Annotated in this window: 13 protein-coding genes; 9 read left to right on the forward strand and 4 right to left on the reverse strand. The window is 68.2% G+C overall.

Annotated elements, in window-relative coordinates; genetic code table 11:
- Nucleotides 1-102: 102 nt before the first annotated feature.
- The 3 genes from ALSL_RS09125 (at nucleotide 103) to ALSL_RS09135 (ending at nucleotide 3,120) form a co-directional block, all read left to right on the forward strand.
- On the forward strand, nucleotides 103-1,260 hold the full coding sequence (locus ALSL_RS09125) for an isovaleryl-CoA dehydrogenase (protein ID WP_126538498.1): 1,158 nt from the start codon (nucleotides 103-105) through the stop codon (nucleotides 1,258-1,260).
- Nucleotides 1,261-1,380: 120 nt separating this feature from the next.
- Complete coding sequence (locus ALSL_RS09130) at nucleotides 1,381-2,565, forward strand: thiolase family protein (RefSeq protein WP_126538500.1); 1,185 nt, start codon at nucleotides 1,381-1,383, stop codon at nucleotides 2,563-2,565.
- Nucleotides 2,566-2,709: 144 nt separating this feature from the next.
- Nucleotides 2,710-3,120: a hypothetical protein gene (locus ALSL_RS09135; RefSeq protein WP_126538502.1), complete on the forward strand. Its 411-nt coding sequence runs from the start codon at nucleotides 2,710-2,712 to the stop codon at nucleotides 3,118-3,120.
- 61 nt (nucleotides 3,121-3,181) lie between these two features.
- On the opposite strand, the gene ALSL_RS09140 is transcribed toward ALSL_RS09135, so the two are convergent.
- Nucleotides 3,182-4,402, reverse strand: coding sequence for an ISL3 family transposase (locus ALSL_RS09140; RefSeq protein WP_198410645.1), 1,221 nt, complete (start codon nucleotides 4,400-4,402; stop codon nucleotides 3,182-3,184).
- 164 nt (nucleotides 4,403-4,566) lie between these two features.
- On the opposite strand from ALSL_RS09140, the gene ALSL_RS09145 reads away from it, so the two are divergent.
- On the forward strand, nucleotides 4,567-6,174 hold the full coding sequence (locus tag ALSL_RS09145) for a carboxyl transferase domain-containing protein (protein ID WP_126538504.1): 1,608 nt from the start codon (nucleotides 4,567-4,569) through the stop codon (nucleotides 6,172-6,174).
- 256 nt (nucleotides 6,175-6,430) lie between these two features.
- On the opposite strand, the gene ALSL_RS09150 is transcribed toward ALSL_RS09145, so the two are convergent.
- From ALSL_RS09150 to ALSL_RS09160, 3 genes are read right to left on the reverse strand one after another with little or no spacing between them, the layout of a single operon-like run.
- Complete coding sequence (locus ALSL_RS09150) at nucleotides 6,431-6,736, reverse strand: DUF6587 family protein (protein ID WP_126538506.1); 306 nt, start codon at nucleotides 6,734-6,736, stop codon at nucleotides 6,431-6,433.
- The gene (gene feoB, locus ALSL_RS09155; protein ID WP_126538508.1) at nucleotides 6,733-8,571 is read right to left on the reverse strand and encodes a ferrous iron transporter B; all 1,839 of its coding nucleotides are present in this window, start codon (nucleotides 8,569-8,571) and stop codon (nucleotides 6,733-6,735) included. The genes ALSL_RS09150 and feoB overlap by 4 nt, the downstream gene beginning before the upstream one ends.
- Nucleotides 8,568-8,813 carry a FeoA family protein gene (locus ALSL_RS09160; protein ID WP_126538510.1) on the reverse strand — a complete coding sequence of 82 codons (246 nt, stop codon included), beginning with the start codon at nucleotides 8,811-8,813 and terminating at the stop codon, nucleotides 8,568-8,570. Before ALSL_RS09160 ends, feoB begins: the two co-directional genes overlap by 4 nt.
- Before the next feature lie 115 nt (nucleotides 8,814-8,928).
- On the opposite strand from ALSL_RS09160, the gene ALSL_RS09165 reads away from it, so the two are divergent.
- The 5 genes from ALSL_RS09165 to ALSL_RS09185 all read left to right on the forward strand — a co-directional run bounded on the left by ALSL_RS09165 (nucleotide 8,929) and on the right by ALSL_RS09185 (nucleotide 14,851).
- On the forward strand, nucleotides 8,929-9,714 hold the full coding sequence (locus tag ALSL_RS09165; protein ID WP_126538512.1) for an enoyl-CoA hydratase-related protein: 786 nt from the start codon (nucleotides 8,929-8,931) through the stop codon (nucleotides 9,712-9,714).
- A 41-nt stretch (nucleotides 9,715-9,755) separates the two neighbouring features.
- A complete protein-coding gene (locus tag ALSL_RS09170; RefSeq protein ID WP_231700202.1) occupies nucleotides 9,756-10,622 on the forward strand; it encodes a TraB/GumN family protein in 867 nt (288 codons plus the stop codon).
- A 61-nt stretch (nucleotides 10,623-10,683) separates the two neighbouring features.
- Complete coding sequence (locus ALSL_RS09175; protein ID WP_126538516.1) at nucleotides 10,684-11,904, forward strand: AGE family epimerase/isomerase; 1,221 nt, start codon at nucleotides 10,684-10,686, stop codon at nucleotides 11,902-11,904.
- Between the two features lie 79 nt (nucleotides 11,905-11,983).
- The gene (gene parC, locus ALSL_RS09180; protein WP_126538518.1) at nucleotides 11,984-14,227 is read left to right on the forward strand and encodes a DNA topoisomerase IV subunit A; all 2,244 of its coding nucleotides are present in this window, start codon (nucleotides 11,984-11,986) and stop codon (nucleotides 14,225-14,227) included.
- A gap of 144 nt (nucleotides 14,228-14,371) precedes the next feature.
- Nucleotides 14,372-14,851, forward strand: coding sequence for a hypothetical protein (locus ALSL_RS09185; RefSeq protein WP_126538520.1), 480 nt, complete (start codon nucleotides 14,372-14,374; stop codon nucleotides 14,849-14,851).
- Nucleotides 14,852-15,036: the final 185 nt, after the last annotated feature.

Below are 15,036 nucleotides of genomic sequence, written 5' to 3' on the forward strand. Positions count from 1 at the left end.
GGCGCCGGCCTCGCGCCGCGCGCCTGACCTCCCGCCAAACCACGGCCTGCGCCTGGGTTACCATCGACCCGATGGCCTCAGGCCGTTTTTTTGGAGTTCGCGATGCGTCCCTTTCCGCTCGGTGAAGACATCGACCTCCTGCGCGAAAGCGTGCGCGCCTTCGCCGACAAGGAAATCGCTCCGCGTGCCGACCGCATCGACCGCGAGAACGCCTTTCCCGCCGACCTCTGGCGCAAGTTCGGCGAGCTCGGCCTGCTCGGCATCACCGTCGCCGAGGCGTACGGCGGCAGCGGCATGGGCTATCTCGCGCACATGGTGGCGATGGAGGAAATCTCGCGCGCATCGGGTTCGGTCGGGCTTTCCTACGGCGCGCACTCCAACCTGTGCGTCAACAACATCTTCCACAACGGCAACGAGGCGCAGCGGCGCAAGTACCTGCCGAAGTTGTGCTCGGGCGAGTACGTCGGCGCGCTGGCGATGAGCGAGCCGGGGGCCGGTTCCGACGTGGTCGGTTCGATGGCCTGCCGCGCTGAAAAGAAGGGCGACCGCTGGGTCGCCAACGGCAGCAAGATGTGGATCACCAACGGCCCGGACGCCGACGTGCTGCTGGTCTACATGCGCACCGCGCCGCGCGCGGCCGGCAGCCGCTGCATGACCGCCTTCATCATCGAGAAGGGCATGCCCGGCTTCTCCACCGCGCAGAAGCTCGACAAGCTCGGCATGCGCGGCTCCAACACCTGCGAGCTGGTGTTCGAGAACTGCGAGATTCCCGAGGAGAACATCGTCGGCGAGGTGAACGAGGGCGTGCGCGTGCTGATGAGCGGCCTCGATACCGAGCGCCTGGTGCTCTCCGGCGGCCCGCTCGGCATCATGCAGGCGGCCATGGACCTGGTGTTGCCCTACGTGCGCGAGCGCAAGCAGTTCAACGCGCCGATCGGCACCTTCGAACTGATGCAGGCCAAGATCGCCGACATGTACACCGCGCTGCAATCCTCGCGCGGCTTCGCCTATCTGGTGGCGCAGCAGTTCGACGCCGGCATCCGGTCGCGCGTGGACCCGGCCGCCTGCCTGCTCAATGCCTCGACCAACGCGGTACGGGTGGCGCTGGAGGCGATCCAGTCCCTGGGCGGCAACGGCTACATCAACGATTACCCGGCCGGCCGCCTGCTGCGCGACGCCAAGCTGTACGAGATCGGCGCCGGCACTAATGAGATCCGGCGCATGCTGATCGGCCGCGAGCTGTTCCACGGCAAGGCCTGACGGCCAAGGTTTTTCCGCCTTCCACCCGGTGTTTGCGGGCGGCTTTCCGGCACTGCGATAATCGGGCCGTTCCCTGCCGGGACCTTTGCAAGGTCCCGCGCCCCATCCCGGAGGTTTCCCATGTCCGATTCCAGCATCGTCATCGTCGGCGCCAAGCGCACCGCGATCGGCTCCTTCCTCGGCCAGTTCACCGGCGTGCCGACGCCCAAGCTCGGCGCGGCCGCGATCAAGGCCGCGCTCGCGCAGGCCGGCGTCGACGGCAGCGACGTCAGCGAGGTGATCATGGGCTGCGTGCTGCCGGCCAACCTCGGCCAGGCACCGGCGCGCCAGGCCGCGCTCGCCGCCGGGCTGCCGCCGGCCGCCGGCTGCACCACCATCAACAAGGTCTGTGGCTCGGGCATGAAGTCGATCATGCTGGGTCACGATCTCATCAAGGCCGGCTCGGCGAAGATCGTCGTCGCCGGCGGCATGGAGTCGATGACCAACGCGCCGCACATGGTGCAGGCGCGCACCGGCATCCGCTACGGCGACGGCCAGCTCGTCGACCACATGGCCTGGGACGGCCTGACCGATCCGTACCAGGGCAAGGCGATGGGCGTGTTCGGCGAACTGTGCGCCGACAAGTACCACTTCACCCGCGAGGAACAGGACGCCTTCGCCGCCGAATCCGTGCGCCGCGCCAAGGCCGCGCAGGCGGAGGGCGCCTTCGCCGACGAGATCGTGCCGGTCACCGTAGCCGGGCGCAAGGGCGAGGTGCAGGTGGACACCGACGAGCAGCCCGGCCGCGTCGACGTGGCCAAGATCCCGACCCTCAAGCCCGCCTTCCGCAAGGAGAACGGCACCATCACCGCGGCCAGTTCGTCGAGCATCTCCGACGGCGCGGCCGCCGTGGTGCTGATGACCACCGACGAGGCCAAGGCGCGCGGCATCGCGCCGCTGGCGCGCATCGTCGCGCACGCCACCCACTCGCAGGAACCGGAATGGTTCACCACCGCGCCGGTCGGTGCGATCCGCAAGGTGCTGGACAAGGCCGGCTGGAAGATCGAGGACGTCGATCTTTTCGAAGTCAACGAGGCCTTCGCGGTGGTGGCGATGACGCCGATGAAGGAGCTCGGCATTCCGCACGCCAAGCTCAACGTGCATGGCGGCGCCTGTGCGCTGGGCCATCCGATCGGCGCCAGCGGCGCCCGGCTGGTGGTCACCCTGCTCAATGCCATGCGCCAGCGCAATGTGCGCCGCGGCGTGGCCTCGCTGTGTATCGGCGGCGGCGAGGCGACTGCGCTCGCGGTGGAACGCCTGGATTGAAGTGACATGCGTGTGAAAACTCGAGTTTTTTCGCTACACGCCCAATCCGCACTGAAGGCCGCACCATGAAGTTGTGGCGCGATTAACGCAAAGGCGTTATTAATAGCGCCGCCAAATGGCATTCCACGGTATAGGAGATCCATTATGAAGTTGACGCGTACCCTACTCGCCTCTGCGCTCGTCGCGCTGCTGGCGGCTTGCAGCAACGGCGCGCAGGATTCCGCGCAAGACGCCCAGAAGTCTGCCGATCAGGCCCAGCAGGCTGCCGAGCAGGCGCAGCAGTCCGCGGCGCAGAGCCCGGCCGCCGCCCCTGCAGCCGAGCAGGCCAACGGTGCGGCCAATGCCGCCGGTCAGGCTGCCGACCAGGCTCAGCAGGCCGCCGCCGCGGCTTCCAGCAACGCGCCGGCGAACTCCTCGAGCGCTTCGAACGCCGCTTCGCAGCAGGCTCAAAATGCCGCCGATGCCGCCAAGGACGCTGCCAATCAGGCCAAGGATGCTGCCGACAAGGCCAAGGACCAGGCGCAGGATCAGAAGGATCAGAGCGGCAACCACTGAGCCCTGTTTCTTCAAGGCTCTCCCGACCGGTCGCCTTGCGCGGCCGGTTTTTTTTGGTTCTTCACCCAACTCCGGGGAAGGCCGCCCGGATCTTGAGGAAGAAGTAGGCGTCATCGCGGTAGCCGTAGGCGATGCGCTTGATGACCTTGATCTTGTTGTTGATGCCTTCGAGCAGGCCGGTATGCAGGGGCCAGCGCACCCGGCTGAGGATGCCGCGCCAGTAAGGTTTGAGGCATTGAGCGAAGTGGGTCAGGGCGGGGATACCGCTTTCCTGGGCATGGCGTAGCCACTGTTTCCAGGCTGCCCGCCACGCCCAGGCTGTCGGTGCGTTCCACAGCGCCTTGAGCTGTTCTTTCATCACGTAGGCCGTCATCAGCGGCCGGTTGGCCGCCAGCACCTCGTCCAGCCGGATGTGTTCGGCTTCCTTCAGGCGCCGAGGATTGCGCAGCAGCAGCCAGTGGGCGCGCTTGACCACTCGGCGCGCCGGCTTGTCGTGACGCAGCTGATTGGCCGCGTCCACCCGCACCCGGCCAATCACCTCGCGTCCGTACTTGGCGACCACGTGGAACAGGTCGTACACCACGCGGGCATTCGGGCAGTGCTGGCGCACTTCCAGGTCGAACGCCGTGTTCATGTCCATGGCCACGGCCTCGATGCGTGCGCAACGCGCCGGTCCGAGCCGTTCGAAGAACGGCCTGATCTCGACTCGCGAACGGCCGCGCCCCACCCACAGCACCCGCTTGCGCTCCACATCGACCACCACGGTGGCGTAGCGATGGCCCTTCTGGATCGCGAACTCGTCCATGGCGATCCGGCGCACGCCCTCCAGATCCACCGGCCCCAGATCGCGCTCCAGTGCCCGCCAGTCGATGGCCTTGGCCGTCTTCCAGTCGATGCCATGCCAACGCGCCGCGTGCAGCACCGACGTCACCGCGCACAGCCGGGCCACGCTGTCGGCCAGACGCCGCGTTACCCGCGCATGCGGATCCAGCCAGTCCAACTGTTCCAGCCGCGGCCCGCAGCCCTGGCAAGCCAGCCGAAGACGCGGCACGTGCAGCTCCACCGGCGCACCGAACACGGGCAACTCGCGAATGCGCCGCATCGTCCAGTCATGGATGGCCACGACCGCCTGCCCACAGCCCGTGCATTGCCGCTGCGCCCCCGGCGTCGGCTCCAACTCGATCACCAGCCAGCGCTGCTGCCTGCGCAGCTCATGACGCCACTTGCCAACTCGGTATCCCGTCCAGCCGCCCAGACGGGCCATACAAGCCTGCTCGGCCACGGCCGGCCCCAGTTTGTTGCCTAGAGAACAGCAAGTCTGACCCGTCGGCCGTGCGCCTCTCTCCACTCAGTTGGGAGAAGAACCTTTTTTTTTGCAGGGCTTCGGCCGGCAATGGAACGCTGCGGTTTATCATCCGGCGTCCACCGGTAACCGGCAGGCTAGGCATGCACGCACTCGCCACGCAGATCGATCCACGCTCATCCGATTTCCAGGCCAACGCGACCGCGATGCGCGCGCTGGTCGAGGACCTCAAGCGCGAGCTGGCCAGAAGTGCCGAGGGCGGCGGCGCCAAGGCGCGCGAGAAACACGTCGCCCGCGGCAAGCTGCTGCCACGCGAGCGCATCCGCGCCCTGCTCGATCCGGGTTCGCCGTTCCTGGAACTCTCGCCGCTCGCCGCGCACGGGCTGTACGAGGACCAGGCACCGGCCGCCGGCATCGTCACCGGCATCGGCCGCGTCGCCGGCCGCGAGGTGATGGTGGTCGCCAACGATGCCACGGTGAAGGGCGGCACCTATTTCCCGATGACGGTGAAAAAGCACCTGCGCGCGCAGGAGATCGCTCGCGAGAACCGCCTGCCGTGCATCTATCTGGTCGATTCCGGCGGCGCCTTCCTGCCGCTGCAGGACGAGGTGTTTCCCGACAAGGAGCACTTCGGGCGCATCTTCTTCAACCAGGCGCAGCTGTCCGCGCTGGGCATCCCGCAGATCGCGGTGGTGATGGGCTCGTGCACCGCCGGCGGCGCCTACGTGCCGGCCATGTGCGACGAGACCATCATCGTGCGCGGCCAGGGCACCATCTTCCTCGGCGGCCCGCCGCTGGTGAAGGCCGCCACCGGCGAGGTGGTGGACGCCGAGGCGCTGGGCGGCGCGGACGTGCATACGGCCGTTTCCGGCGTCGCCGACCACCTGGCCGAGAATGATGCGCATGCGCTCGCCCTCGCCCGTCAGGTCGTCACCCACCTCAATGCCCGCAAGACGATGCCGCTCGCGCTCGCCGAGCCGTGCGAACCGCGCTATCCGGCCGAGGAACTCTACGGCGTGATCCCCACCGACACGCGCCGCCCGTTCGACGTGCACGAGGTGATCGCGCGCCTGGTCGACGGCTCGGCGTTCCACGAGTTCAAGGCGCGCTACGGCAAGACCCTGGTCACCGGCTTTGCGCACCTATACGGCTATCCGGTGGGCATCGTCGCCAACAACGGCATCCTGTTCGCCGAGAGCGCGCTCAAGGGCGCGCACTTCATCGAACTGTGCAACCAGCGCAACGTGCCGCTGGTGTTCCTGCAGAACATCACCGGCTTCATGGTCGGCAAAAAATACGAGAACGCCGGCATCGCCAAGGACGGCGCCAAGATGGTCACCGCGGTGGCCTGCTCGCACGTGCCCAAGTTCACCGTGGTGATCGGCGGCAGCTTCGGCGCCGGCAACTACGCCATGTGCGGCCGCGCCTACGGCGCCCGCTTCCTGTGGATGTGGCCCAACGCGCGCATCAGCGTGATGGGCGGCGAACAGGCCGCCTCGGTGCTGGCCACCGTGCGCCGCGACGGCATCGAGGCCGCCGGCAAGACCTGGAGCGCGGAGGAAGAGGAGGCCTTCAAGGCGCCGATCCGCGCGCAGTACGAGCGCCAGGGCCATCCCTACTACGCCAGCGCGCGGCTGTGGGATGACGGCATCATCGACCCGGCCGACACCCGTCGCGTGCTGGGGCTGGCGATCTCCGCGGCGATGAACGCGCCGATCGAACCGCAGCGCTTCGGCGTGTTCCGCATGTAGCGGCTTTCAATGCGCGGACAATGCCCCGAGACCCAGCGTCGTCCTCGCCCTCAAAGTGTCCCCATGGACCAAAGCGCCCTCGACGATGCGGTCGCAACGTCGCGTTCGCGATGTGTATGCGCCCGCCTGCCATCGCCCTTGAAACGGCTCGCCCGCTGCAGGCAAATCAAGCTGGCGCCGACTCGACGGTTCGAGGGAGTCGCGAGTGTGCGTCTCGCTCGCGATGACGAACAAGCCACGCCGATGCGGCGCCGGATCATTTCCCACGCGGACGGAAGGTGAGCGGCAGGGTATCGGCGCTGCGCTGTGCAGCGGGCGGCTTGGGTCCACAAGCGTTGCACGTGCCGCAGCCATCGCTGCAATCGCCCGTGGTCTGCCGGGGCTGCAACCATCGCCCCAATGCGTGCGCGAAGCGCGAGTGTCGCGGCTGCTCCAGCCGCAGCGCGACGGCGGCGAGCCAGCGGCTGGTGGGCCTGGGCGCCAGCTTGCGCAGCGCGATCCAGGCGCTCGTCAGCACGATCAGGCCAATCACCACGTACTGCGCGAAAAGACCGGCGCTCATGTCAGCCACACCGCCAGGCGATAGGTGACGAACGCGGCCACATAGGCCAGTGCGAACATGTAGCCGAAGGCGATCATGACCACCCGCCAGGAGCCGGTTTCGCGGCGGATCACCGCCAGCGTGGACATGCACTGCGGCGCGAAGGCGAACCACACCAGCAGCGACAACGCGCTGGCCAGCGGAATGTGCGCGGCGAGCGCCTGGCCTAGGCCGCTGCCGGCATCGCCGCCGACCGCGTAGACCGTGGCCAGCGCGGCCACCGCCGTCTCGCGCGCGGCGAAGGCGGGAATCAGCGACAGGCTGATCTGCCAGTTGAACCCGATCGGCGCGAAAACATGCTGCAGGGCACGGCCAAGGTAGCCGGCGATGCTGTACTCGATGGCCGGACCGGTGGCGCCGGGCGGCGGTGCCGGAAAGGTGGAGATGAACCACATGAGTACCGTCAACGCCAGGATCACGCCGGTCAGGCGACGCAAGAAAATGGTGGTGCGTTCCCACAGCCCGATGGCGACATCGCGCACTTGCGGCAGGCGGTAGGAGGGCAGCTCCATCAGCAGCGCGTGCTCGCTCTTGTCGCCGCGCAGGCGCTTCATCACCCAGCCCACGCCCATCGCCCCGGCGATGCCGGCCGCATAGAGCGCGAACAGCACCATGCCCTGCAGGTTGAACAGGCCGAGCACCCGCCGCGACGGGATGAACGCACCGATCAAGAGCGCATATACCGGCAGCCGTGCCGAGCAGGTCATCAGCGGGGCCACCAGGATGGTGGCCAAACGATCGCGCGGATCGGTGATCGATCGCGTGCCCATAATGCCGGGAATCGCACAGGCGAAGCTGGACAGGAGCGGGATGAACGAGCGCCCGGTCAGCCCCACCGCCACCATCAGCCGGTCGAGCAGGAACGCCGCGCGCGGCAGATAGCCCGACTCCTCCAGCGTGAGGATGAAGAAGAACAGCACCAGGATCTCGGGCAGGAAGCCGAGTACGGTGCCGAGGCCACCGAACAGGCCGTCGGTGACGAGGCTCTGCAGCGGCCCGGCCGGCAGCCAGGTGGCGACATGGGCGCCGAGCCAGTCGAAGCCGGCGGCGATGGCGTCGGTCATCGGCTTGCCGAGTGAGTACACCGCCTGGAACACCAGGAACATCACCGCGGCCAGGATGACGAGGCCGAACACCGGGTGCAGGGCCCAGCGATCCAGTGCATCGTCCAGCGCATCGGTGGCGCGCGGCATGCGCACGGCATCGTGCATGAGTGCGCGTACTTCCTCGTGCAGGTCGGCGCGGCTGGCCGGATCGTCTGCCTGCGCCGGGCCGGCGGCAGGCACTTCGCCATCCACCTGGGCAATCAGCGCGCGCACGCCGTCACGGCGCACGGCGACGGTCTCCACCACCGGCATGCCGAGCCGCTGCGAGAGTTTCGCCACGTCGATGACGATGCCTCGGCGACGCGCCGCGTCCATCATGTTGAGCGCGAGCACCATCGGCCGGCCCAGCCGCTTGACCTCGAGCACGAAGCGCAGGTGCAGGCGCAGGTTGGTGGCATCGGCCACGCAGACAATGAGGTCGGGCGGCGCCTCGCCGGGATAGTTGCCTTCCAGCACGTCGCGGGTGATGCGCTCGTCCGGGCTGGTCGCATCGAAGCTGTAGGTGCCGGGCAGGTCGAGCACGTGCAGCACGCGGCCGGAAGGCGCGGTGAAACGGCCTTCCTTGCGCTCGACAGTGACGCCGGCGTAATTGGCCACCTTCTGCCGGCCGCCGGTGAGCTGGTTGAACAGCGCGGTCTTGCCGCAATTGGGATTGCCGACCAAGGCGATGCGCAATGTGGCGGCACTCATGGCTTGGCCTCCGGTCGCACGTGCACGCGCGCGGCCTCGGCGCGGCGCAGCGCAAAGCGTGTCGAGCCGATCTGGATCAACAGCGGATCGCCGCCCAGGGGCCCGCGGGCGATGAGGCGCACCGGCTCGCCGGGCACGAAACCCAGATCGCGCAGACGTTGCGCGATGGCGTCGTCGGCATGGGCATCTTGCACGCTTTCCACCACGGCACGGGCACCTTTGGGCAGCTCGATCAGTCGCACACGGTGTGACCGCAATAAATAAGAATGGTTCCCATTGTAGGCCGGTTTTCGTCTGCCGTGCAGAAGGTCCTGACGGCATAATGCATAACTCAATTCCTTGAGCGAGCACGTGCCCATGAACGAAGTCCTCGTTGCCGATCGCGCCGGCGTGCGCGAACTGGCCATGAACCGCCCGCAGGTCCACAACGCGCTCGACGAGGCGCTCATCGACGAGCTCATCGTGCAGCTGGAAAAGGCCCGCTACGATCCGGAAGTGCGGGCCCTGGTGCTCACCGGTCTGGGCCAGAGCTTCTGTGCCGGCGCCGACCTGGGCGCCATGCAGCGGCAGGTGCATGCCAGCGAGGAAGAAAACCTGGCCGACGCCCTGCGCCTGGCGCGGTTGATCCGCAGCCTGCAGTTCTTTCCCAAGCCCACCGTGGCCCGCGTCAATGGCGCCGCCTACGGCGGCGGCGTGGGCCTAGTCGCCTGCTGCGACATCGCCATCGGCGTCGGCACCGCCCGCTTCGGGCTGACCGAGGTGCGGCTCGGGCTGGTGCCGGCGATGATCTCGCCCTACGTCATCGCCGCCATCGGCCTGCGCCAGGCGCGCCGGCTGTTCGTGACCGGCGAGATCTTCGACGCCGAAGAGGCGCGGCGGATCGGCCTCCTGCATCAAGTCGTCGCCGGTGAAGCGCTGGACGGTGCCGTCGAAGCCGCGCTGGCGCATCTGGCCAAGGCCGGTCCCGAGGCGCAGGGTGAGGCCAAGCGACTGGCCCTGGCGATGGCCGAACTCGACGAGGCCGCCGCCGAGCGCATCGACCGCGACAACGCCGCGCTGATCGCCCGGCTGCGCGTCTCGGCCGAAGGCCAGGAAGGGCTCGGCGCCTTCCTGGCCAAGCGTGCGCCGCGCTGGATGGCATGAAACGGTTTGCGCCTGGGCGCCGGCCGGCCGCTCCCGTCAGGTTGCGCGCCCGACGGGGCTGCCTGGCCGGGCTCGCGCTGCTGCTCCTTGCCGGCCTTGCCCACGCGCAGCCGGCGCTGTGGGTGGCCAGACGTGCCGATGCCACGGTCTACCTGTTCGGCACCGTCCATCTGCTGCCACACGACACCAGCTGGCGCGATCCATCGCTCGACCGGGCCCTGGCCGCCAGCCAGGCGCTATACGTGGAAATCGTCGATGACGATCCGCTGATCATGTCCGCGCTGGTATTGCGCTACGGCATCGACACCGCCCATCCGCTGTCCACGCGGCTCACGCCGGCGGAGTGGGATCGGCTGCAGCACGCCGCGCGCCTGGCGAGCATCGACGATGGCCGACGCCTGAACCTCATGAAGCCCTGGCTGGCCGCGCTCACCCTGACCGTGGCGCCGCTGACCAAGGCGGGCCTGGACCCCGCCGCAGGCGTCGACCGCCAGCTGCGCGAGGCCATGAGCCGCGCCGGCAAACCCGTGCGCGCGCTGGAGACGGCCGAGCAGCAGATCCGCTTTCTCGCCGACCTGCCGATGTCGCTGCAGCTTGGCCTGTTGCGCTCGATGCTGCGGGAGACCGATCGTGCCGGCGAGGAGCTTGGCAAGCTCATCGACGCCTGGAAGACCGGTGACGTGGCCGCCATCGCGCGGCTCGAGAACGACACCCTGGCCCGCGAGGAACCTGCGCTTTACCGGCGGCTGCTGGTGGAACGCAACGCCGCCTGGGCGCAGCGCATCCAATCCCTGCTGGCCCAGCCCGGCACCTACTTCATCGCCGTCGGCGCGGCCCATCTGGCCGGTCCGGACAGCCTGCAGGCCCGGCTGGCGGCGCTGGGCGTGACCGTGACGCGCGCACCCTGAGCCGCCTTCGCCGGCTTCGGCCAGAACGCCGACACCGGCGACTTGCAAGGACACCCAGCCCATGAACACGCTTCCCGCCCTTCCCGATTTTCGCAGTGCCGCCTTCCTGCGCGAGCACATCGCCAGCATCCTCGCCTTCTACCAGCCGCACGTGCTCGACCCGGCCGGCGGTTTTTTCCACTACTTCAAGGACGACGGACGCGTCTACGACACCCGCCATCGCCACCTGGTGAGCAGCACGCGCTTCGTCTACAACTATGCGATGGCCGCGCGCGAATTCGCTTCGCCCGCGTACCTGGACATGGCCCGCCACGGACTCGCCTATCTGCGCGAGGTGCACCGCGACCCGGCCACCGGCGGTTATGCCTGGACGATCTGCGACGGCCACCCCGAGGACCGCACCAACCATGCCTACGGCGTCGCCTTCGTGCTGCTCGCCTACGCCAGCGCGCGCAAGGCCGGCCTCGACACCGCCGCCTGGATGGAGGAAACCTGGGAGCTCCTGGCACGGCGCTTTTGGGAACCCGAGGCCGGGCTCTACCGCGACGAGGCCGACCCCGACTGGCACTTCAGCCCCTACCGCGGCCAGAACGCCAACATGCACCTGTGCGAGGCGATGCTCACCGCCTGGCAGGCCAGTGGCGAGGGCCGCTACCTCGAGCGCGCCCTCACCCTCGCCGATCACATCACCCGCCGACAGGCGGCCAAGGCGGGCGGGCTGGTATGGGAGCACTACGATGCCCATTGGAACGTGGACTGGGACTACCACAAGGACGATCCGAAACATCTGTTCCGGCCCTGGGGGTTCCAGCCCGGCCACCAGACCGAATGGGCCAAGCTGCTCTTGATCCTGGAGCGCGAGCTCGATGGCGCCGGACGCACGAAGCCGGACTGGCTGCTGCCGACCGCGCGCCACTTGTTCGACACCGCCGTCGAGCGCGCCTGGGACGACACTTACGGCGGCCTGTGCTACGGCTTCGACCCCGAAGGCCGGATCTGCGACGACGACAAATACTTCTGGGTGCAGGCCGAATCCCTCGCCGCCGCGGCGCTGCTGCACGAACGCACCGGCGAGGCCGTCTACGATGACTGGTACATCCGCCTCTGGACCTACGCCTGGCGACATTTCGTCGATCACCGCCACGGCGCCTGGTATCGCATCCTGACCCGCGACAACCGCAAGTACAGCGACGAGAAGAGTCCGGCCGGCAAGACCGACTACCACACCATGGGTGCCTGTCACGAGGTGCTCGCGCTGATCCGCCGCGGCGGGCGGCCGTGAGCCGCGCGAAGCCCGCCGCCCCCGCCGCAGCGGGCCTTCTGGCACCATCGTCCGTTTGCCGACCCACACGCGAACCTGCATGAACCTGCAAGCCAATTTCGAACAGATCCCGCTCAAGCAGTACGCCGAGCGCGCGTACCTGGACTATTCCATGTACGTGGTGCTGGACCGCGCGCTGCCCTTCATCGGCGACGGCCTGAAGCCGGTGCAGCGGCGCATCATCTACGCGATGAGCGAGCTCGGCCTCGCCGCCGGCGCCAAGCCGAAGAAGTCCGCGCGCACCGTGGGCGACGTGATCGGCAAGTTCCACCCGCACGGCGACAGTGCCTGCTACGAGGCGCTGGTGCTGATGGCGCAGCCGTTCTCCTACCGCTATCCGCTGATCGACGGCCAGGGCAATTTCGGCTCGCAGGACGACCCCAAGAGCTTCGCCGCGATGCGCTACACCGAGTCGCGCCTGACGCCGCTCGCCGAAGCCCTGCTCAGCGAGCTCGCCCACGGCACGGTGGACTGGACGGCCAACTTCGACGGCACGCTGGAAGAGCCGTCCTGGCTGCCGGCGCGGGTGCCGCACATCCTGCTGAACGGCGCCACCGGCATCGCCGTGGGCATGGCCACCGACATTCCGCCGCACAACCTGCGCGAAGTGATCGACGCCTGCATCCGGCTGCTCGATGACCCCGAGGCCGACGTCGCCGCGCTGTGCGAGCACATCCTGGGTCCGGACTTCCCCACCGAGGCGGAGATCATCACCCCGCGCCGCGAACTGCTCGCCCTCTACCAGACCGGCAGCGGTTCGGTGCGCGCGCGGGCCGTGTACAAGCGCGAGGACGGCAACATCGTGGTCACCGCGCTGCCGCACCAGGTCAGCCCGGCGAAGATCCTCGAGCAGATCGCCGCGCAGATGCGCGCCAAGAAGCTGCCGATGATCGAGGATTTGCGCGACGAATCCGACCACGAGAACCCGATCCGCCTGGTGATCGTGCCGCGCTCCGGGCGCATCGACGTCGACGGCTTGATGCGCCACCTATTCGCCACCACCGACCTGGAAAAAAGCTTCCGCGTCAACCTCAACATGATCGGCCTGGACGGCCGGCCACAGGTGAAGGACTTAAAGCGCATCCTCACCGAGTGGCTGAGCTTCCGCACCGCCACGGTGACGCGCCGGCTCAACCATCGCCTGGCCAAGGTCGAGCGCCGGCTGCATCTGCTGGAGGGCCTGCGCATCGCCTACCTCAACCTGGACGAGGTGATCCGCATCGTCCGTTCCGAGGACGAGCCCAAGCCGGTGCTGATGGCGCGCTTCGGCCTCAGCGAGGAACAGGCCGACTACATCCTGGAAACCCGCCTGCGACAGCTCGCCCGCCTGGAAGAGATGAAGATCAACGCCGAGCGCGACGCGCTGGAAGAAGAGCGCGCACGCATCAACGTGCTGCTGAAATCGCCGGCCAAGCTCAAGGGCTTGATCAAGCAGGAACTCAAGGCCGACGCGGAGAAATACGGTGACGCCCGCCGCTCGCCGCTGATCGAGCGCGAGGCCGCGCAGGCGCTCGACGAGCGCGCGCTGGTGCCGAGCGAGCCGGTCACCGTGGTGCTCTCGCAAAAAGGCTGGATCCGCGCCGCCAAGGGACACGACGTCGATGCCGAGGGGCTGAGCTATCGCGAGGGCGACGGCCTGCTCGCCGCGGTGAAGGCGCGTACCACGCAGCAGCTGGCGGTGCTCGACTCCACCGGCCGCAGCTATTCCACGCCGATCCATACCCTGCCTTCCGCGCGCGGCAACGGCGAGCCGCTGACCGGCCGGTTCAGTCCGCCGGCCGGCGCCCATTTCGAGGCGATCGTCGCCGGCGACGACGACACCCGGCTGGTGATCGCCACCGACCACGGCTACGGCTTCGTCACCCGTTTCGAGTCCCTGACCGGCCGCAACAAGGCCGGCAAGCAGGTGGTCACGCTCACCGACGGCGCGCATCTCCTGCCGCCGCAGATCAGCCATGACCCCATCCGCGACCGCATCGTCGTCGTCACCACCGAGGGTCACCTGCTGATGTTTTCGGTGGCCGAACTGCCCGAGCTCGATAAGGGCAAGGGCAACAAGCTCATCGACATTCCCAGGGCGAAACTGGCCAGCGGCGAGGAAAAGGTGGCCGGCATCGCGGTCATCCCCGAAGGCAATGGCGAGGTGACGCTGTACGCCGGCCAGCGCAAGCTGACCCTCCGCTGGCCCGACCTGATCGCCTACGGCGGCCATCGCGCCAGCCGCGGCGGCGTGCTGCCACGCGGCCTGCGCCGGGTCGATCGCATCGAGGCCGCGGCTTCCTAAAGGGCGCCGCACGGGCAATGGCCGCCTTTTTGGCCTTTGCGCATGCGTCGGCGTGAACTTTTGCGGGGCGATGGAATCGCAAGCTGTGCACCCGCGACGGGTATCGTGCGTTCCAGCTTCCGTCCCTTTTTTGAGGAAACCGCCATGAAGCCCCTGCGCCTCGCCTGTTTCGCGGCCTGTCTCGGCACCGCTGCCGTCTGCGCGCAAGGTACCGGCCAGACGCTCAACCTGAAGCTGCCGGCCGACTATCCGGCGGCCAGCGGCACGACGGCCGCGCAAGGTGCGCCCGTCAAGGCCCCCGCGGCGGCGACGTCCTCTGGCGCCGTCACTCAAGCGCCCTCGCCCTATGCCAAGGATCCTCCGGGCACCTGGTATGGCGACACCAGCGGCCGGCTCGCCGATACCGACACGGCGCGTGCAGCACCCGCCTGCGATGACGCCACGTTCAATCAGCCGCAGCTGCACGGCAGCGTCGGCATGGGTGTGATGGGCGGCAACCATGTCAGCGGCGATTACCAGGCCGCCGGCGTCACCATCAGCCAGGCCTTCGGCCACTGCGGGCATCCCACCGGGGGCATGAGCATCTCCGTGGGCGGCACCCAGGGGCATTATCACGTGCATTGAGCAAGCGTCGATCGCCATCGGCCTGTGGCGAGCCGATTCCGGGGAAAGGCTGATTCGCCAAACAGGGCCCATGTGGCCCATGCCGGCGTGGCTATGAGACGCGGCTTGAAGCGTCCTGTTCGACGGTGCGATGGTGCAGTAAGCGCAAATCCACGGGGCTTCCGCCGCTGCCGAACACCCGATCG

It is taken from the genome of Aerosticca soli (assembly GCF_003967035.1).
Taxonomy (GTDB): domain Bacteria; phylum Pseudomonadota; class Gammaproteobacteria; order Xanthomonadales; family Rhodanobacteraceae; genus Aerosticca; species Aerosticca soli.